General features: G+C 42.0%; 16 protein-coding genes and 1 pseudogene. 5 read left to right on the top strand and 12 right to left on the bottom strand.

Features of this window, described 5'->3' with window-relative positions; all coding sequences use genetic code 11:
- Nucleotides 1-951 (top strand): TraM recognition domain-containing protein (locus D0T84_RS17465; RefSeq protein ID WP_163309146.1); only part of this gene is annotated, 951 nt, incomplete at its 5' end.
- A 44-nt stretch (nt 952-995) separates the two neighbouring features.
- Here the strand turns inward: D0T84_RS17465 and D0T84_RS22470 are convergent.
- The gene (locus tag D0T84_RS22470) at nt 996-1,634 is read right to left on the bottom strand and encodes a hypothetical protein (protein WP_185155765.1); all 639 of its coding nucleotides are present in this window, start codon (nt 1,632-1,634) and stop codon (nt 996-998) included.
- Between the two features lie 208 nt (nt 1,635-1,842).
- Here D0T84_RS22470 and D0T84_RS17455 point away from each other — a divergent pair, with 208 nt between their 5' ends.
- From D0T84_RS17455 to D0T84_RS17445, 3 genes are all read left to right on the top strand, one after another.
- The gene (locus tag D0T84_RS17455) at nt 1,843-3,396 is read left to right on the top strand and encodes a DUF4099 domain-containing protein (protein WP_163309145.1); all 1,554 of its coding nucleotides are present in this window, start codon (nt 1,843-1,845) and stop codon (nt 3,394-3,396) included.
- A gap of 35 nt (nt 3,397-3,431) precedes the next feature.
- Nucleotides 3,432-5,540 carry a type IA DNA topoisomerase gene (locus D0T84_RS17450; protein ID WP_163309144.1) on the top strand — a complete coding sequence of 703 codons (2,109 nt, stop codon included), beginning with the start codon at nt 3,432-3,434 and terminating at the stop codon, nt 5,538-5,540.
- 630 nt (nt 5,541-6,170) lie between these two features.
- On the top strand, nt 6,171-6,698 hold the full coding sequence (locus tag D0T84_RS17445; protein WP_163309143.1) for an antirestriction protein ArdA: 528 nt from the start codon (nt 6,171-6,173) through the stop codon (nt 6,696-6,698).
- 125 nt (nt 6,699-6,823) lie between these two features.
- Here D0T84_RS17445 and D0T84_RS17440 read toward each other — a convergent pair whose 3' ends face one another.
- From D0T84_RS17440 to D0T84_RS17395, 10 genes are all read right to left on the bottom strand, one after another.
- Nucleotides 6,824-7,162, bottom strand: a complete 339-nt coding sequence (locus D0T84_RS17440) for a helix-turn-helix domain-containing protein (RefSeq protein WP_163309142.1) — start codon at nt 7,160-7,162, stop codon at nt 6,824-6,826.
- Nucleotides 7,159-7,473: a helix-turn-helix domain-containing protein gene (locus D0T84_RS17435; RefSeq protein WP_163309141.1), complete on the bottom strand. Its 315-nt coding sequence runs from the start codon at nt 7,471-7,473 to the stop codon at nt 7,159-7,161. The genes D0T84_RS17440 and D0T84_RS17435 overlap by 4 nt, the downstream gene beginning before the upstream one ends.
- 255 nt (nt 7,474-7,728) lie before the next feature.
- The gene (locus tag D0T84_RS17430; RefSeq protein WP_163309140.1) at nt 7,729-8,556 is read right to left on the bottom strand and encodes an RteC domain-containing protein; all 828 of its coding nucleotides are present in this window, start codon (nt 8,554-8,556) and stop codon (nt 7,729-7,731) included.
- A 115-nt stretch (nt 8,557-8,671) separates the two neighbouring features.
- Nucleotides 8,672-10,642 (bottom strand): heavy metal translocating P-type ATPase, encoded by a 1,971-nt coding sequence (locus D0T84_RS17425; RefSeq protein WP_370525520.1) that lies wholly within the window; start codon nt 10,640-10,642, stop codon nt 8,672-8,674.
- Between the two features lie 20 nt (nt 10,643-10,662).
- The gene (locus D0T84_RS17420) at nt 10,663-11,889 is read right to left on the bottom strand and encodes an efflux RND transporter periplasmic adaptor subunit (protein WP_163309139.1); all 1,227 of its coding nucleotides are present in this window, start codon (nt 11,887-11,889) and stop codon (nt 10,663-10,665) included.
- A gap of 1 nt (nt 11,890) precedes the next feature.
- Nucleotides 11,891-16,237 (bottom strand): CusA/CzcA family heavy metal efflux RND transporter, encoded by a 4,347-nt coding sequence (locus D0T84_RS17415; RefSeq protein WP_163309138.1) that lies wholly within the window; start codon nt 16,235-16,237, stop codon nt 11,891-11,893.
- Nucleotides 16,238-16,344: 107 nt separating this feature from the next.
- Entirely contained in the window at nt 16,345-16,662 is a 318-nt protein-coding gene (locus D0T84_RS17410) for a hypothetical protein (protein ID WP_163309137.1), read from the bottom strand.
- A gap of 29 nt (nt 16,663-16,691) precedes the next feature.
- Entirely contained in the window at nt 16,692-17,114 is a 423-nt protein-coding gene (locus D0T84_RS17405; protein ID WP_163309136.1) for a Fur family transcriptional regulator, read from the bottom strand.
- A gap of 59 nt (nt 17,115-17,173) precedes the next feature.
- Nucleotides 17,174-17,716: a dihydrofolate reductase family protein gene (locus tag D0T84_RS17400; protein WP_163309135.1), complete on the bottom strand. Its 543-nt coding sequence runs from the start codon at nt 17,714-17,716 to the stop codon at nt 17,174-17,176.
- A 482-nt stretch (nt 17,717-18,198) separates the two neighbouring features.
- Complete coding sequence (locus D0T84_RS17395) at nt 18,199-19,281, bottom strand: site-specific integrase (RefSeq protein WP_163309134.1); 1,083 nt, start codon at nt 19,279-19,281, stop codon at nt 18,199-18,201.
- A 238-nt stretch (nt 19,282-19,519) separates the two neighbouring features.
- Between D0T84_RS17395 and D0T84_RS17390 the strand changes: the two are divergent.
- A pseudogene (locus D0T84_RS17390) lies at nt 19,520-19,858 on the top strand (Arm DNA-binding domain-containing protein); the annotation flags it as partial.
- A 132-nt stretch (nt 19,859-19,990) separates the two neighbouring features.
- Here the strand turns inward: D0T84_RS17390 and D0T84_RS17385 are convergent.
- Entirely contained in the window at nt 19,991-20,236 is a 246-nt protein-coding gene (locus D0T84_RS17385; RefSeq protein ID WP_163309133.1) for a hypothetical protein, read from the bottom strand.
- Nucleotides 20,237-20,284: the final 48 nt, after the last annotated feature.

Below are 20,284 nucleotides of genomic sequence, written 5' to 3'. Positions count from 1 at the left end.
CATGGAGACGTGTACGTACGGTTCGGAGGCGAGTGCTTGGAAACCTACCACTGTGAAAGGGGGCAAGGCGCCGGGTGCTTAGCCTATGGGCAGATTGCGAGTGCGAAAATACCGCTCTCCCGTATGATTAGTCCACAATTATATTGGGTGATGTCGGGCGATGAATTTACGCTGGATATTAATAATCCGGACGACCCTAAGATGTTGGTGGTAGGTAATAATCCCGACCGCCAAAATATCTATGGTGCAGCGTTGGGATTGTACAACAGTCGCATTGTGAAGCTGATTAACAAAAAGGGGCAACTCAAATCTTCGGTTATCATTGACGAGTTGCCGACTATTTACTTTAAGGGACTTGACAACCTGATAGCCACCGCCCGGAGCAACAAAGTTGCCGTGCTATTGGGCTTTCAGGATTTTTCGCAGCTAAAGCGCGACTATGGCGATAAGGAAGCGGCTGTCGTGATGAACACCGTAGGCAATATCTTTTCCGGTCAGGTAGTCGGCGATACGGCGAAAACGCTTTCCGACCGTTTCGGGAAAGTGTTACAGAAACGCCAGTCGATGACGATAAACCGTAATGATAAATCGACTTCCATTTCTACCCAAATGGATAGTCTGATACCACCGTCTAAAATATCCAATCTTACACAGGGTATGTTTGTTGGTGCGGTAGCGGATAATTTCGATGAGCGTATTGAGCAGAAGATTTTTCATTGTGAAATCGTAGTCGATAACGAGCGTGTTTCTGCTGAAACGAAGGCGTACCGCAAAATACCCGTTATCACCAATTTTGTAGATGAAAACGGCGTTGATCGCATGAAAGAAATGATTAAGGAGAATTACGACCGGATTAAAGCCGAAGCTAAACAGATTGTAGTTGATGAGTTAGAGCGCATTCGTAATGATGAGAACTTGCGGCATTTGTTACCGAAAAAAGAAGATGAATAGTTTCTATTACAACAATTAATGACAATAAAGAGGATAGTCGATTTTTACTGGCTATCCTCTCTCTTTTTCTGTAATTTATTGATAATATTTGTTGCATTCGCCTGAAAGAATTGCCTAAGGGTAGCATCGTTCTTTAAAGTGATATTATGCTCTTCTTCAAGGTAAACTATCATTCGTTTCTTTATTTCAACCAATTCACTTTCATTCAGTAATTTATCCGAATATTCCAGATGTTCGGTAATCGCCGAATAAATATAATCCCTTAGCACCATTTTCTCATAGCTATCGAGTTCAGAAAATTTCTTTTTCTCGGAAAATACAGGAAGGTAGTCTATAGCAGCAGCATCGAAAAATATATCTTCATTCTCTATATCGAATGAACCTTCCGAATCTCCTTTTGAAGTATTCCACCCTAATATATCTTTGGCAAGTTCAGCAGCTTCGGGGTACTTTGTGCTTCTTGCATATTTTCTAAGTAGTTCCCAATCCGCTTTCGACCGGGGATATTTCCCGGCAATGCCTAAGATACGGTTTATATACTGCATCTCATTTTTCTTTTCCTGCGGCAGAGCATCGCATTCTTTACAGATATGCTTTGCGTGTCCTTTGCCACTGAATTTTTCGTTGGCTTTGTGTGCCCCGCAGATTTTACAGTAATGTCCCGGCAATTTCTTTTTACTCATTATTTGTATCGTATAAAACTTCACAAAAGTACGGTTCTTTTCCGGTTTGAATAGCAAAACAGGAAGGCAAAAACATCCCGATTTTCAAAACTTCCCCAGACAACCCCGGACACAAGCATCCACCGCCTTAAATCCTTGCAGTCAATCCATTACTTAGCCTTACTTTCGTTCTGCATTACTATTAATGCAGAATAAAAACACATTTATTATGGACGAAAAAAAAGTAAAAAATGAAGAGCCTAAAGTCTTTCTGACACAAGGCGAAGATGGCAAACTTAAAGTCATCGCAGGAGAACAGGACGGCAAGCTAAAAACGGTCGATCCCAAGAAAGAGAATGCCGACCAGTTTATGAAGATTGATACCAACGGCAATGCGTTGGAGAATTTCTTCAAGAAGTTTTCGGCACAGTTCAGCCACCCATCGCACACGGGCGTTTATGCTGTTACCGCATCTGCCGTAGATAAGGTTGCGGCTTTCCTCGACAAACTAATCCGTATCGACCACAAAGACAAGGCACTCGACCCGTACCGTGTCAAATTTGACGGTAAGATACGCATAGAGGTAGAGTTTACAGGCAAGTATCAACCCTTAGACCTGAATAAGCTCAACTGGAAAGAAGTTGAAAAGTTGGGAGTTTCCGGTGAGAGCTTGCAGGATGCTCTCAAAGCAATGGTTTACGGACATAAGTCGCCCGGTCTGGTCGATATTAAGCCTGCCGTTGACGGACAGGAATTTCCCATGCAAGCCCGCTTATCACTGGAACAGCAACCGGACGGCAGCATCAAAATCGCTACCCATCCCAAACAGGAACAGCCCGATTTTGAAAAGCCGTTCATGGGAGTTGTCTTTACCGAGCAGGATAAAGAGCAGTTCCAAAAGACAGGACATGGCGGGCGTGTGTTCGATCTCGAACCCATAGCCGGAGGCGAAAAAGTGCCTTCGCTTATCTCCCTTGACAAACTTACCAACCGCTTTGAGGCTATGGCGCTGAAGGATATTTATATTCCGCAGACCTTGAAAAATGCCCCACTTTCCGAAGAACAACAGCAAGGATTGAAAGAGGGTAAAGCCGTTTGGATTGAGGGTATGGATAAGAAAGTGAAACAAGGCGAACAACCTTCAAAGATTGACCGCTTCGTTCAGTACAACGCCGCCAGTAAAAACTTTGATTTCAAGTTCAGCGATGAGCAACGCCAGCAGTTCAATCAAGAGCGGCGAGCCAAGCAGGGCGAGGGGCAGGAACAAAAAATGCCTAAAGCCCGCAAACTCAGTGAGATATGGGTCTATTCCAAACAGGGCGGCGTACAACTTTCCCGTGAGGATTTCGACAAGCTGTGTAACAAAGAACCTGTCTTTGTCAAGGACATGGAATCACAGAAACCCAAACAACAGGCGGATGCTTCGGGAACGCAAAAGGTTGAAGCTACCGACCAGAAAGGGCAGAAGTACAATGCGTGGGTATGGATTGACGAAAACAGAGGGAAAGTTCGCCATACCACGAAGCACCCCGATCAGGTACGGGCTATTGAAGCGAAGCAAGCGGCGCAGAATACACAGAACATCAAACCCGCAGCCGAGAGCAAAACGCAGGTCGCCGTCAATAACGAGGGTAAGACCAACGAAGCGACCAAACATTCCACCGAACCGCTAAAGAAAGGGCAGTCGCAGCCTACCGAAAAGCAAGCGGAGAAAAAAGAGCAGAGGCAGGAACAGAAACAATCCCCTGCCGCTCCGAAGAAAGGGAAAGGGCGTAAAATGTAATCCATTATTCAAACCACTAAAAAATCAATGTTAAAATGAAAATTATAATTGCAGAAAAACCGTCTGTGGCTAAGAGTATAGCAGCCATAGTCGGCGCAAACAATAAAAAAGATGGCTATATAGAGGGTAACGGGTATGCCGTTACGTGGGCTTTCGGGCATTTGGTCGGGCTTGCCATGCCGGAGCATTACGGCATCGAGGGCTTTAAGCGTGAGAACCTGCCGATACTCCCGAAAGAATTTAAGCTGTTGCCCCGTCAGGTAAAAGAGGGCAAGGAGTATAAGAATGACCCCGGCGTGATGAAACAGCTTAAAGTAATCAAAGAGTTGTTCAATCTTGGGGATGAAATTATCGTGGCTACCGATGCCGGACGTGAAGGAGAACTCATATTCCGCTATATATTTGAGTATATAGGCAGTTCACTTCCGTTTCGCCGTTTGTGGATAAGTTCGCTTACCGATCGTGCCATCCGAGACGGATTCCAAACCCTCCGTCCCGGAAGTGATTACGATAACCTGTATGCTTCGGCGAAAGCCCGCAGTACCGCTGACTGGTTAGTAGGACTGAATGCAAGTCAGGCACTTTCTATTTCGGCAGGTTATGGTGTCTGGTCGCTCGGCAGGGTGCAGACCCCGACACTGGCGATTATTTGCAGCCGTTACCTTGAAAACAAGGATTTCAAGCCGCAAACCTATTTCCGCCTGAAACTCCACACGGCGAAAGATGCTGTGGCATTTCCCGCCCTTTCGGTGGATAAGTTCGTTACCCGAACCATTGCCGAAGAAGTTACGGCACAGGTCAAAGCTGCCGGAGCGGTTAATATTACAGGCGTAGAGCGTAAAGAGGTCAAACAGGAACCGCCCTTGCTGTATGACCTTACCACGCTTCAAAAGGAAGCCAATAGCAAGCATGGCTTTTCGGCAGATAAGACCCTGACGATAGCACAGGCATTATATGAAGCGAAAAAAATATCGTACCCACGAACAGGTAGCCGATATATCTCCGAAGATGTACTGGAGGAAATACCGCACCTGATCGCTATGCTTCGTTCGCATCCTCTTTTTGGTGCGTATATCGACAGCAGGTTCGATACAACGCTTAATACCCGTTCGGTGGACAATACGAAAGTTACCGACCACCATGCGCTGATTATTACAGAAGATCCGGCTACCGGATTATCCAAAGATGAACAGCTTATCTACGATATGGTTGCCGGGCGTATGCTTGAAGCCTTCGGCGAACGTTGCATCAAAGAGAACACCACCGTTTCGCTTGACGCAGGCGGTGTACACTTTTCATGCAAAGGAAGCGTTACGCTCGTCCCCGGTTGGAGGTCAGTGTTTAACTCTAAGGACGAGCCAAACGATGAGGTCGATACGGCAGTTTTACCCGCCCTCATTGAAGACGATAGCCTGTCTATCCGTGATTGCGAGATACAGGAGAAGCAAACCAAGCCCCGCCCGCTTCACACGGAAAGTTCGTTGCTTGCGGCTATGGAAAGTGCAGGCAAAGAGGTAGAGAATGAAGAAGAACGCGAAGCGATGAAGGATTGCGGTATCGGAACACCCGCCACCCGTGCAAGCATTATCGAAACGTTGTTTTCGCGTGAATATATCGTACGTGAAAAGAAATCCCTTGTCCCGACAAACAAGGGGCTGGTGGTCTATCTGGCGGTAAAGGATAAGAAGATAGCGGACGTTGCTATGACAGGGCAATGGGAACAAGCCCTGAATAAGATCGCATCGGGCGATATGGAGGCTTCGACATTCCATAAAGCAATAGAGGTTTATGCTTCGCAGATAACGGCGGAATTGCTTGATATGACTTTTGAACGGCAGAGTAACCGCCAGTCATACCCTTGCCCGAAATGCAAGAGCGGGAATGTGGTTATCTATAATAAAGTCGCCAAGTGTCAGAATGAAAACTGCGGGCTTACCGTGTGGCGTTCCATTGCTAAAAAGGAACTGACGGACGGGCAACTGACAGACCTTTTGATGAACGGCAAGACTGCCCTTATTAAAGGTTTCGTAAGCAGTAAAACAGGAAGCACTTTCGAGGCAGCAGTCAAGTTCGATGCGGACTATAAAACGGTCTTTGAGTTCCCACAGAATAAAGGTGGTAGCAAAAAACGACGTTCTAAGTAAAATCTTCATTATCTTTTCATAAGATACTCACGCTCGACAATGCTAAAATGAATTTTGCACTGTTCTCGCTTAATCGTATCTTTGCCACTGAAAGACTTTGTTTTACGATTCGGAATAGTCGTTTAACATTGATCTTTTAGTGGTGGGCATCCGGGGCAAGGCTTCGGATGCCTTTTTTTCGTCCATATCAAAGGCTCACATTTGTATATAAAGCGACATTGTTTTCCCCTATATATCGGGTATTCCCAATCTTATACTATTAACGGTTCTGCTTTCGTCCGGTTGAAACGGCAGCTTCTTTTATCTTCCTTATCGGTTATGGCAGGCACCCACTCATGAATTAAGCACCTTCATTCATAAGCGTAAGTAGTATAAATCCGGCATTTCAAATTATCCACCTTAATACATACGGCATCGCCCAAGAGGGTTATTTTCTATCATGGCGCAAAGGTGTTTACGGAATCTTTACGGGCAGTAAAGTACAAGCCTTGCAGGTTCCCGGAAAAATCTCCACGCTGTATAAATTCAGGGTAGTATTTTGTCCGTGAATACTTGACAGCCCTAATTCCTACACCGGAAATGCACCTGAATAAAAAATCAACCCGGCAATGCCGATTAAAAATTAAGGTTATGGAAAATATATCAGAAGCACGGATTTATGTAGGAACTTACGCTAAGTATAATGAAGGTTCAATAGAAGGCAAGTGGTTAGACCTTTCGGATTATTCCGATAAAGAAGAATTTTATGAGGCTTGCCGCGAGTTACACAAGGACGAACAAGACCCTGAATTAATGTTTCAGGATTGGGAATATATACCCTCCGGTTTAATACAGGAAAGTTGGCTGTCTGATAACATCTTTGAAATTATCGAAGCCATAGACGATATGGACGATGATAAAAAAGCAGCATTCGAGGTTTGGCTGAACCACGAAAGCTACGATCTTAGTTCCAAAGATATAAACGACCTTATTTCCTCTTTCGAGGATGACTTTCAGGGCGCGTATAAAGATGAAGAAGATTATGCGTATGAAGTCGTTGAAGAATGCTACGACCTGCCGGAATTTGCGAAAACTTACTTTGACTATGAAAAGTTCGCCCGCGATTTGTTTATGACCGACTACTGGTTCGATGACGGTTATGTGTTCCGGCACTCATAACTGAACCGGAAACAGTTTTTAAGGCGGAGCAATCCGCCTTTTTTAGTGTTTGTCAGTCATAAATAATCAACCCCGCTCTATCTCACGACAAAACGGGGTTTCAACAATGGATCAATCAAGAAAAACTAACCGGATGGTTCAGGTTCAAGTTCTGTTTCACTGTCATTATCGCCTTTGGCGAAATGGTCGCGTATGAATTTTTCTACATTTTTCTCTGTGTAGAATATCTTATGGTGAATGGTTATGTAGGTCAGTTCACCCGCAGAGCGGTAGCGTTGCAATGTCCGTTTGCTCACATTCAGCAGTTGGCACAAATCCTGATTATCCAAAAGCCGTTCGCCATTCAATACGTTATGTCGTCCGCTCATTATATCCATAAATTTATCCAACCGGTCGAAACGCCCCATGAATTGCTCGAACCATTCCCGCATCCAATCTCTTAATCCTTCGTTTTCCTCACTCATGGCTTGCCTCCTTCCGTTTTATTATTCCTTATCACACGACCGGATAACAGACGTTTAACCTCTGCCAACGTGTATCTCGCTTTACCGCCCCGAATGGAATATGTTATTTCTCCATTACTGCGTAATCGCTGCATAGTACGTTTACTTACCTGCAATATGGTTGCGGCTTCTTGGTCGCTTACCCAAATTTCCGAAGGATCGGGTTGCGGGGCTGATTTCTCTTTCGCCTGCTTTTTTATATCGGAATGAATACATTCGATTTTTCGCACCAGCCTTTTGTACGCTTCCGATTCTATCGTTATTACTTTCATATTTGCAACTTATTGATTCACTGCAAAGTTCGGGTGTTTCTCAATAGTCGCTAACGAGGTCGGTATGACTTTTCTTGAATATATTTTTCAATTGACTTATTTACAATGAATTAAAAGTGGATTCTTCATTGAAAAGTGGTAATAAAAAACAGGAAAAGGTCGGTATAATACGGATTATACGCTAAAACACCCGATTTTGACCTAAATTAGCATCAAAATCGGGCGTTCTATTAAAAATACCGACATCGGTATCCGTTATTTTCTTCCCATACGCCGTAGTAGGGCGTTTCTTAGTTTATCAAGAAATGGTGTAGGTGTATTCCGTATTTTCAGGTCATCGAAACTTCGTGAGAGGTTACGGTCTAACTGAATATTGAATACATTTTGGATATAGTCAAACAGTTGTGTTTGTGGTACTTTTCCGAATATTCCTGCGCAGTCCCATGAGAAGATTTGTTCCTGTAATTCCGCTTTACTTCCCATCCATGTTATTTTGGTGGCAGGAAAACCATTAGTGAAAATTTTAATCCCATTGTCTTTCAGTAGTTCTATTTCGTCCATTAAATAAGCAGAAAGCATATCATTCGCCAAAATTTTTGCAACCTTAAAATCGCAGTTGGTAGAAAAATTCAAGTCAAATTCATGGCGAAACGTTTCCAGATATTGTTCTGCATTTGTCTGACCACGTAGGAAATAAAGTGAATCCAAATGTGATGAACTTGACCGGTAGTAGCGTATAAAATCGAGCCGCTTGCAGTTGTATCTGTTTATATCATTTAGCATTTCACATAGGTATTCCCGTTGCTTTTCTATGCCCGCAGGACGGTTTATCTCAATGTTATAGATCTTTCGATAGTATATCAAGCGGGAACAAAATCGGGGTTTTATTTCTTTGAAAAATAATACTTCTTCTTCCTCATCTTTAAAAGTGTATGACAGGATAAATATTTTCAACTGATTGAATACTTCAGTAAGGATATGAGAAGCCTCCAAAGATTTGTTAATCATACTGATTTCAGAGCATTCTATTTGCCCAATCTTGGCATCTATTTCTTTTTTAAGCTGGGAAGTAAAATGAATCATAATTTCGTACTTTATTTTGTAAAGACAGGGCTTCAATCGTAATTTCTCTGATAAAACATATTTCCATTACTTATTGAACTGCTTTGGATAATATTTATATTCTATACAATATTCCTTAGAATTTCATTTTTAAAATTCTAACAGCATTAAGGATTGCTAAAAGTGATACACCTACGTCTGCAAACACTGCCTCCCACAATGTCGCTATGCCGCCCGCTCCTAAAATCAACACAATCAGTTTTACCCCGAATGCAAGGCTTATATTTTGAATGACAATTCGGCGTGTTGCTTTACCTATTTCAATAGCAGTCGCAATTAGACTCGGTTGATCGGTTTGTATAATAACATCGGCTGTTTCAATGGCAACATCACTACCCAATCCGCCCATTGCAATACCCACATTACTTAATGCAAGAACAGGGGCATCATTTATTCCATCCCCTACAAATGCAATATTGTTTGAAGGATCAGCTTTCAACTGCTCTATATACTCTGCCTTCCCTTCTGGAAGCAAATCTCCGTGAGCATGATGTATACTTAATTCTGTCGCCAATTTTGAAACGATAGCTTGCTTATCTCCGGACAGCATCACTATATTTTTGATACCTAATTCTCTTAAAGCATTAACCGCAGTGGCTGCATCTGCTTTAGGTGCATCCGCTACGAGAATATAACCTGCATATAAACCATCGACGGCACAAACGACAATCGTTTCGGGTGTGGCGGCTATCTCCTGTGGAAACTCAATTCCGTTTTTAATTAATAATTTGGGATTGCCTACTAATATTGCTTTATTGTCGATTGATGCCTGTAAGCCATATCCTGCGACTTCATTTACAGTATTCGGTCTTGTAATTTCAATACTTTGTTGATTTACATATTCAACAATCGCTTTGGCTATCGGATGCGTGCTTTGCGTTTCTACCGATGCAACCAACTTTATCAGGTCTGTTTCGGTATTATGGTTTGCAGGAACTATTTTCTGAACGTTAAAAACGCCTTGTGTCAGCGTTCCTGTTTTGTCCATAACTACCGTATTGACTTTTGTTATGGCTTCCAGATAGTTGCTCCCTTTGAATAAGATTCCGTGGAGCGATGCAGCACCAATACCACCAAAATACCCAAGTGGAATACTGATAACCAAAGCACAAGGGCATGATATAACCAAGAAAACAAGCCCTCGGTATAGCCAGTCATTAAAATTATAAACGAATGCAGGACTTATGGTTGAATAGACCATTGGCAGTAATATAATCAATGCTGCCAATGCAACCACGATGGGCGTATAGATTCTTGCAAACTTCCGTATAAACTGTTCGGCAGGAGCTTTCTTCTCTGTTGCACTCTGAACAAGGTCAAGAATACGCGCTAAGGCACTTTGTCCAAAAGGTTTCGTTACTACAATTCTTGAAACATTATCGGTAGCAATCATTCCTGCTAAAACTTCTTCTCCTTTGCGAATGGTACGTGGAACGCTCTCACCTGTAAGTGCAGCGGTATTGAAAGATGCGGATTCACTTTGCAGAATACCATCGAGAGGAACCCTGCCGCCAACTTTTACCTCAATGATATCTTCAATATTTACGTTATCAGGTGAAACGGTTTCCAGTGAATCACCTTTCACAACATCGGCTGTTTCGGGGCGTACATCCAGTAATGCGCTGATGCTTCTTTTCGCCCGATTTACCGCGTTTTCCTGAAATAATTCTCCGACAGCATAAAACAACATCACGGCTACACCTTCGGGGTATTCGCCAATGAAAAACGCACCGACAGTAGCAATAACCATCAATGTGTATTCAGTAAAAAAGTCCTTATTGGAAAGGGCTTTACAGCCTTCCAGAACCACAGGTAAACCCACAGGTAGATAGGCAGTTATATACCATGCCAAACGAATGTATCCCTTGAAGAAGCTTGTTTTGATGCAGTTATCAAGTACAATACCTACAATCAATATTACAAAACTGATTGCCACAGGCATATATTTTCGCCATGTGCTGCTTTCTTCCTGTTTTTTACTGTCACACGAACAGGAAGAACCACGGTCATTTGCTGTAACATTTGATTTTTCTTCTTTCATATTCATAATCTTAAATTTTCTGATTATTATTCTTCCTCTTCCTCTTCCCCGCCACTTATTTTAGACATAATGTAAAATGCTCCTTTTGAAATAATTTCTGCATTTTCGGGAATCGTTTCCAAAGGTGTAATTTCCACGTAGCCCAATTCCGTTGTGCCGATTATCACTTCCACTTTTTTGAACTGGAAAACTTTACCTTCATCATCACATTCTTCTTTGCAATCAGGATCATTACATCTTTCTTCTGTTCCGGTAAATAAAAAGATAAACTGCTTACCTTCTGCATGAGCAACGGCATTGACAGGTACGGCTTTTACAAGTTGATTGCCGATGTTAATCAGTGCTGAAACATACATACCGGGAAGTAATTTAACACCGTCTCGGTTATCTAATTTTACGTGTATGGTAATGGATTTACTGTCGTTCTCAAACGACTGGTTGATGCTGTAAACCTTTCCCGAAATAGATTTCTTTTCCATGTTGGTAAGGACAATTTCCACTTGCTGCCCCGTTTTTACTTTGGGGAAATCTTTCTCAAACACCTGTATATTGCACTGTATTTGCGAATTGTTTGTGATTTCCATTAACGGGGTTTGCATATCGGCATAGCTTCCTGTTTTGATATGGATTTCGCCGACCACGCCATTAATGGGGGCAAGGATGGGAATTTGTGTGACAAAATTTCCCGCTACTGCCATCTGCGGGTTTATATTCAGTTGGCGTAGTTGGGTTTCAAGCCCTGCAAGTCGCGCCTTATCTGTTTCATATTTGGATGTAGCCTGTTGAAATACTTTTCCCGTTCCTGCATTTTGATTACTTAATTCTTGTTGGCGTTCGTATTCCTGATAGCTGAAAGCCAGTTCTTGCTTTTGAGCGAGATAAGCTTCTTGCAGCTTCACGATTTCGAGATTTTCCAATAGGGCAACGGTCTGTCCTTTTCTCACAGGAGTTCCTTCGATAACCTTAATTTGCGTGATGATTCCTGCCGCTAACGATGTAACATCAGCCTTATTCTGAGGTAACAAAGCCATCTGCCCGCTTGCTTTTACTACGCTGTTAAGGTTTTTCATTTCCACCGTTCCTAATTCTATGCCAACGGCTTTCATTTGTTCTTCGGACACTTCAATGGCTTCCGAATGGCTTTCTTCTGTTGAAGTTTCTTCCTGCTTTTTACCGCTTTCTGTACACGATGAAAAGCCGATTATAGCTGCCAGCAAAAGAAGTGCTGCAATTGATTTTATTATTGTTTTCATTTTACTGATTCCCTTTTAAATAGTTTAACAAAATGATTGACTGGTTGAAACGATTCATCGCTTCGGCATACTGCAATTTGATACCGATAGCCGTTTGCAGATTTTGAATGTACTCCATGTAGCCAATTTCTCCGATTTGGTAGGACGCATTGGCAATCCGTACCATATCATTGGCTTGTGTTATTCCTGCGGTTTCGTAGTATGTCAAACTTTCTTTAGCTTTAAGATATTCATTGTATTGTACGGCATAAGCATTTTGCAGAGATTGTAAGGCTTGCTGCCTTTCCATACTGATTTGTGTGCTTCTTATATTGGCTGCTTTGATTTTAGAGCGTTGTGCCCCGAAAAATAGTGGTATGCTGATTCCTATTTGAAAGCCCGGAACTTTGGAATCACTAAAGTTATATCCGCCAAAAATATCGGGTAGTAGCTTATTCTTTTCTACATTTGCCTGTGCCATACTTACGTTCAGTTGTTGATCGAAATAACCTATCATTGGATTAACCGATATCGATTCTACATCTAACGAAACGAAGTCAGGAAGTTTTTTCGACTCGTCTTCTTGCGGTATAATAGCTTCTCCGGTATTAAGTAGCCTTTGCATCTCTAATTGACGGCTTGCCAATGTTGAAATAGCTTGATTAAGTTGCAAGCGATTTTCCTGATACCTGCTTTCTGCATTCATTTTTTCCAGTTGGCTACTTTCACCCGTATTATAGCGAACGGTTGCCTTTTGCGAAAAATCGGCATAAATGCTGTCTTGCTGTTGTAAAATATTGACCGTTTGTAATGCGTGAAGCATATTGTAATAAGCTCCAGATACTTCGCGCACGATTTCATTTTGTGTAATACTTTTCGATTTTTCTGCCAATAGAGTTTCCTGTTTCAGCATTTTGCTTTGACTTGTATAAACAGTCGGGAACTCAAATGTTTGCGTAATGCCTATCTTTCTATCAGTCAAACCGGGCATAATGGGTTCTTGGGCAAACTCAATGCCTGTTTTTCCCGGATTAAATGCTGTTCCCTGCAATGCCTTCGCTTGTTCTATTCCTAAACCTGCCGAACGAATTTGCAGATTTCCTGTCAAGGCTATATCAATACATTCCTGTAAGGATTTACGGTTGCTTTGAGCATTTGCATTTTTGACAGAAAACAGAGAAAATGTAATTAGCAGAACGATTATCGGCAAGGTTGTTGATTTTCCTATTTTCATTATTCTGCGCTTTAAGTTGATTTTTGAATTGAATATAATGTAGAGTGCAGGCAGTACCAACAAGGTAAGTATAGTTGCCGTTATCAATCCGCCAATAACTACCGTTGCCAGTGGTTTTTGGACTTCGCTTCCCGCACTGGTGGAAAGAGCCATAGGCAAGAAACCAAGCGAGGCTACTAACGCAGTCATAATTACAGGACGCAATCGAATGGCAGTTCCCGTTCGCACTTGTTGGTAAAGATCATCCATACCTTCTTCTTTCAATTGTTTGAACTGTCCGATCAGCACAATACCGTTAAGTACGGCAACCCCAAATAGGGCAATAAATCCAACGCCAGCAGATATGCTGAATGGCATATCCCGCAGCCACAGGGCGAATATTCCGCCGACAGCAGAAAGAGGGATAGCAGTAAAAATAAGCAGGGCTAATTTCACATTACGGAACGTAAAGAATAATAGTACAAAAATGAGCAATAAAGCAGCAGGAACAGCAATCATCAAACGATCTTTAGCTTCTTTTAGATTCTGAAACTGCCCCCCATAGGTATAATAGTACCCAGCCGAAAGTTTTAGTTTATTATCCAGTATTTGTTGAATTTCTTCAACGGTGCTTTCCACGTCGCGACCGCGAACATTAAATCCGACATATATCCTGCGTTGTCCATCTTCATGGCTGATTTGCGCGGGAGCAGTTTTATAGGATATTTCAGCTACTTGGTTAAGTGGAATACGATTGCCTGATGGCAATATTACGAATAAGTTTTCGAGATTAGCCAAATCACTACGCAAATCGTTTTTCAGGCGAACGACCATATCAAAACGCCTATCGCCTTCAAATACCACACCCGCTACGTTTCCGGCAAAAGCCGTTCGTAGTACAGAGTTCACATCACTTATGGTAAGACCGTAAGCCGCTATTTTGTCGCGATTATACTCCACTTGTATTTGCGGTAATCCTGTTACTTTTTCTACAAATGGCTCGCTTACACCTTCTACATTTTTAATGTAACTAGCTACTTTTTCCGCCTGTGCGGAAAGCACTTCTAAATCTTCACCATAAATTTTAATGGCTACGTCCTGACGAATACCTGTTATCAATTCGTTGAAACGCATCTGCATCGGTTGTGTCAGTTCTACATTTATGCCCGGAATTACCTCTAAGGCTTCTTCCATTGCTTCCATCATTTCTTCTCGGCTATCAGCCGTTGTCCATTCTTCCTTTGGCATCATGGATAGCATCATGTCGCCTCGCTCGATAGGCATCGGATCGGTGGGTATTTCTGCACTACCGATACGGGTTACGGCTTGTTTTACTTCGGGAAATTTATCTTTCAATATTTTCTCAGCCATACCGAAGGTTTCGATTACCTGTGTTAGCGAAGTTCCCTGTATCATACTAATTTCGACAGTTAAGTCTCCTTCTTCCAAAGTGGGGATAAACTCACCGCCCAAACGGTTGAATACGCCGAGGCTGACGATAAACAGCACAATCATTGACAAGATAACCGTTTTTTTCCAACGCAAACTGAAATCCAAAACAGGACGATACCAACGTTTGAGAGTGTTGATAATGCGGTCGGAAAAGTTTTCTTTGTGAAAGGTTTTCTTACTTAAAAACAATGCGCTCACCATTGGTACATAGGTTAATGACAGAATAAATGCACCGAGTATGGCAAACGATACTGTTTGAGCCATAGGTTTGAACATCTTGCCTTCGATGCCTACTAACGATAAGATGGGCAGATAAACAATGAGGATGATAATTTCTCCGAACATAGCAGTATTTCGGATTTTTGAAGCGGCAGTGTAAACCTCTTTGTTCATTTCGGCTTGGGTAAGCATGGGTTTATCTTTACTAAATAACAAGTTCTTTCCTGTAATGCGGTGGACAATGGCTTCGACTATGATAACCGCCCCATCCACAATCAACCCGAAGTCGATTGCTCCTAAGCTCATCAGGTTTCCGCTCACACCGAATATATTCATCATACTTACGGCAAAGAGCATTGAAAGGGGAATTACCGAGGCGACAATTAATCCTGCTCTGAAATTTCCCAACAACAATACCAATACGAAGATGACAATTAGCCCCCCTTCAAGGAGATTCTTTTCTACGGTTCCCATAGCACGACCAACCAGTTCAGTACGGTCGATAAAGGGTTCTATAACTACACCTTCGGGAAGGCTCTTTTGGATTTGCTCCATCCGCTCTTTAACATTGGCTATTACTTGCGAAAAATTTTCGCCTTTCAACATCAATGTAATACCCGCTACCACTTCACCCTCTCCGTTACGGGTTACAGCTCCATAGCGTATTGCCGTTCCGAAACGTACTTCGGCTACATCTCTAATTAGAATGGGTGTACCGTTGGTGTTTTTAATGACAATCCGCTCTATGTCGGATAAGGTTTTGACTAAACCGATGCCACGGATAAAGTTGTAGTTACTGCCTTGTTCTATATAACTTCCGCCTGTATTCTCATTGTTCTTTTCTAGTGCTTCGTAAATTTCAGGGATGTTTACATTCGTTGAAGCCAGTTTATCATTATCTAATGCTATTTCGTATTCTTTCACATAACCACCCCAACCACTCACTTCAGCTAAACCTTCGGTTCCTGCCAGTTGGCGTTTTACAATCCAGTCCTGTATAGTGCGTAAGTCGGTACTGGTGTACTTATCTTCGTATCCTTCTTTTGTATGGATAACATAATGATATATTTCGCCTAAGCCTGTCGAAATAGGGGCTAAGGTCGGTTCTCCCAAGCCTTTAGGAATTTGCGATTCAGCTTCTTTTAATTGCTGGCTTATTTGCTGTCGTGCCCAATAGATGTCGGCGTCATCTTTAAACACGATAGTAATAACGGAAATACCACTACGGCTTATACTCCGTTTTTCAATCACATCGGGGATGTTAGCCATAGCCAGCTCGATGGGCGTAGTAATAAACTGTTCCACCTCCTGCGCACCCAGAGTAGGGGCTTGTGTGATTATTTGCACCTGATTATTGGTAATGTCGGGGGTAGCATCCACTGGCAGCCGCACCACGGATATGGTTCCCCAAATAATTAGTGCCAGTGTTAGGACACCAATTATAAGTTTGTTCTCAATTGAGAACTTGATGATTTTATCGAACATATATTATTCGGATTAATTATTGACAACTTTATTGAATACAAAAATTACTTCGTCGAACAATAATAAGTGTGTTCAACGTAAATTTTGTCCCTTAAAAAAGGTGATAATTAACCGATTTTTGGCGGTTGCCAAATATTCCCGTAGAATACTGGTATAAATTGTTGAGGATGGTAAACCGGAGTAGAAGACGTATTGTTCGACACTGGTTTTACAATAAGAACTGTTGAAGATAAAATAAAGCCTGAACAAATATGGCATAAATGAAAAGGAGAACAACCGTTGGTACATGAGCCATCATCGCTTTGTTGATTTCCGTCTATATTCGCTGCAATCTCATATTTCTGGCACAAACACTCAATTCCGTCAAAAGTGTTAGCCGAAAGTGATAAAATAAATAATGCAAGTATGGCTGCGAATATTTTCATGCGACAAAGATAGTGATTTTGTTTTGCAACTAAGTTGCAAACATCTTACAATCTTCACAAAACCCTTTAATGACAAAGTTTATACTTACCGGAACCAAGTTGTCAGGAAAGTTTAAATCGGGAACAGCAACTTTTTCCAAGCAGAAAGTTTTATTGCAATGTAAACAGTAAAAGTGAGCATGTGAATCACCGATGCTGCAACTGCAATTACTGCTGCATACGGAGTATTTTATAGCCCCTGAACCATCATCAATGCTATGGATCAGTTGTTTTTCATGGAAAAGGATAATAGTACGAAAAATCGTTGATTTATCGACAGTCTCCATTACAGTTTCCAAGTCTGCCAAACTGAATGCCCGTGAAAAGCCAAGCATATTCTTTAAAATAAGCATACGCATAGCAGTCGGTTTTATGTCCCTTGCTTGTAACAATATTTCTACATTTTCAGACATTCAGCCAAAATTTTTCCACTACAAAATTACGAATTTTCTTCAAAATCCTAAATTTTAGCTTATGGTTTTATTTTTATTCTTTGATAATCAACTTTAAGAATGCCAGAATCATATACCTTGCTTTGAGTCAATCTCCAACGTGATTCTTTGTGTTGATCGCGAAATAAAGATATGCCTTCGCCTAAAATGATGGGAATGTAGCAAATCTGCATTTCATCAATCAAATTTTCGACAAGCAGCATCGAAATCAATTCGCCACCCCCAAATAGCCAAATGTCCTTTCCCTGTTCATTACGCAGATCGACAATACGTTCAATCACATTTTCTGTAATGAATTTAAGGTTTTCTTTCTCTCCCCAATTATGGCGGGAAACCACATAAACCGCTTTGTTGGCATACGCACCCATAGCGTCCATATTCGATAACTCCCGCCAAGAGCGACCGCCCATGATAATCGTATCAATCGAATCCATAAATTCTTTGTAACCATAATTCATTTCTTCGGTAATAGGGAATTCCGAAAGCCACTCAATACCGCCGTCCGGTTCGGCGATTCGCCCGTCAATAGACGCGGCGATGTAAAGGATAATCTTTTTCTTCATGTTGATAATATTTGCGTTATTTACTCTTGTTATGTTCACCGGAGTAACACGCAAAAAAGAAGCGTGGAACTCACACCATTCCGACACGAGGTACTGGCATACCCACAGACGAAACAGATAGAGCCCACGCTATACTTTCGTATAGCATGAACATTGCATCTGTTGTCTCGTCTGTTTTGAAAAGTGCCAGTTTTCGTGTCGAGACGTTCAGCGAACGTTATGTTATATCTAAACGGATAAATCCGTTAAAATTCTAAATTTCTAATGCAAAGATAGTGATTACGGTCAAATTTTAGGTGATTTGAGCCGCAGACTTTTATATTACAATGAATTTAAAGGATAAAGATGTCTTTCAGATTATTGGCAAATCAGAGATTATTTTGTACCTTTGCATTAATAAGACGCTCTTAATGTATTGTTGAAAACGAAGCTAATCAGCGAATAACGATAGCTGGTTTCTAAATCGTTACCTGTCGGCAAAGTCAGCTTTGCAATACACTGAAATCCATGCAGTTAAAGGACTTTCTATGTCTTGCAAGGTGAAAGACCAGATGCTTCTCAATACCGCAGGCTTTGGCTATCTGTTTCAGCTTGCGGTTCGCGTGTTGGTTGCCAAGGAAATCAAACAGATAGTTACCTTTCCTGAATGGTTCGTAACGCTCAATTATCCGTAATGCGCTATCCAACAGCATCACACGGAACGGAATTTTTGTCTTCTTCCGCTTTGCCACAATCCACCAATTGCCATTGATATTTACCAGATTATCGGTTGTCAGGTTCTTGATGTCGATGAATGAGATGCCCGTCAGGCAGCCGAATACGAATATATCCCGCATCTTGGCAAATGAGGGTTTGGAAAACGGATAGTTAATCATCGTCTGCAATTCTTCTTCCGTCAGGAACTGGCGTTCCTTTACTTGGGGGCTGGCATGGTAGTTGGCAAAGGGGTTGCGGTGCAGATGTCCATCGCAATGGGCACGGGTAACAATCATCTTCAACGGGACGGTGTACATCCATACGCCTGACGGGGAAAGACCGACTTCGGTACGCAGGTAAATATCGAACTGTCGGATAAAATCTTCCGTCAGTTCTTTCATCGCCATATCCTTGCGCTTGTAATACGACCCGATAAAATTTGCCAAGTGGTTGCGCACGATACAGTATTTATGATACGTACCCTTTGCACGGTCTTTGCCCACCCGTTTGCTGAAATCGGCATTGTGCTTGTCAAAAGCGGATAAAAGGGTTTCATACTCGTTGCCGATGCCCTGATAGGCGTTCTTTACCATTTCGGCAGTGGCAAAGCCTTCCCGTTCCCTGATTTGTCCGTAATGCTCGATAATCTTCGCCTTGATTTTGTCTAAGGCGTGGTTGATTTTCTGCGCTTCCGCTCCCTTGCCTTTGGCACGGTTTGCTTTGGCATCCCACAGGGAGAGGGCAACCGTTTGTTTACAACTGAACTGGGCAGCCTGCCCGTTCACCGTGATGCGCCCCAGAATGGGTGCAACGCCGTTCTTTTCCTTACTGCTGTTCACGTAAAACAGCACTTTAAATGTGTTCCGCATAACTCAATTCTTTTTGGTTACAAAATTACTTTTAATTGAGTTATCTGTTGCTATGCAAAATTACGCAGAACGCTGAAAAAGAACCTGTTATTAATAAATATACAATTCAATCGGGTAACGATTTGGAAACCGTCCACCTGCTTTATTCTGCTTAATTCGTGTTTTTCGTTCTTGGTAAATCAAAGCAGATTTAAGCATATTTTACTGACTGTCAGTTGAGTTACCCCGTTTCTCCGAAATCTGCTTGTTGGGTACGATATTCTACCTGAAAAGAAACGAAACGAAAAAGGATGGAAAAAGCCCAGTAATGATAAGGCTTTCAATTGGAAAATTCTCCGAAACCATCTTTAGTGCAAAAATGACCGTTCCGGCAAACCTGTGGGCATCTGGTCGTGCCACAGGTAAAAGCCATACAGCAAACGAGATTAACCGACAGTTAGACGAGATCAGAGCATCTGCCCTGTCGTATTACCGAGAGTTGTCGGCAGTAAGAGACGGTGTAACAGCCGAAGATGTAAAGAATCTTTTGCTGGGTATGGCATCCGGGCAGAAAACATTATTATCCTACTTCCGCACCCACAACCAGAATTGCAAAAACCAAACCTACTATAAATTAAAACCAAACCTACCTAAAAACGCACACACCACCAAATAAAAGAAAGTCTCATAATGTGAGACTTTCTGCATTTTAGAATCAGTTAAATACCATTTAAACACCAATTAAATAAATTATACCAATAGGCATACAACCTAAAGCTGTCGCCACTATATCCAACCAATTAAAGCCAGTCTTACGCACATACTTATCGTACAATTCCTTTGCAATGCCTATCAATAGAGGCAATACAATAAACCATACGCACAAATAAGCCAATTGAGCCAAAAGAAGCCCGACAATAAAGTGTAAAACCTTATCAATATTATTCCTGCACCAGTTCTCTATTTTCGTCTGCATTGTCCTGATAGATTAATTGATTGTCTTTAATATACTGCTTAGCTTCGT

The organism is Dysgonomonas sp. 521 (genome assembly GCF_010501055.1).
Classification (GTDB): Bacteria; Bacteroidota; Bacteroidia; order Bacteroidales; family Dysgonomonadaceae; genus Dysgonomonas.
The sequence above is the reverse complement of the archived record's forward strand: the minus strand, read 5'-3'. Positions and strand labels throughout refer to the sequence as shown.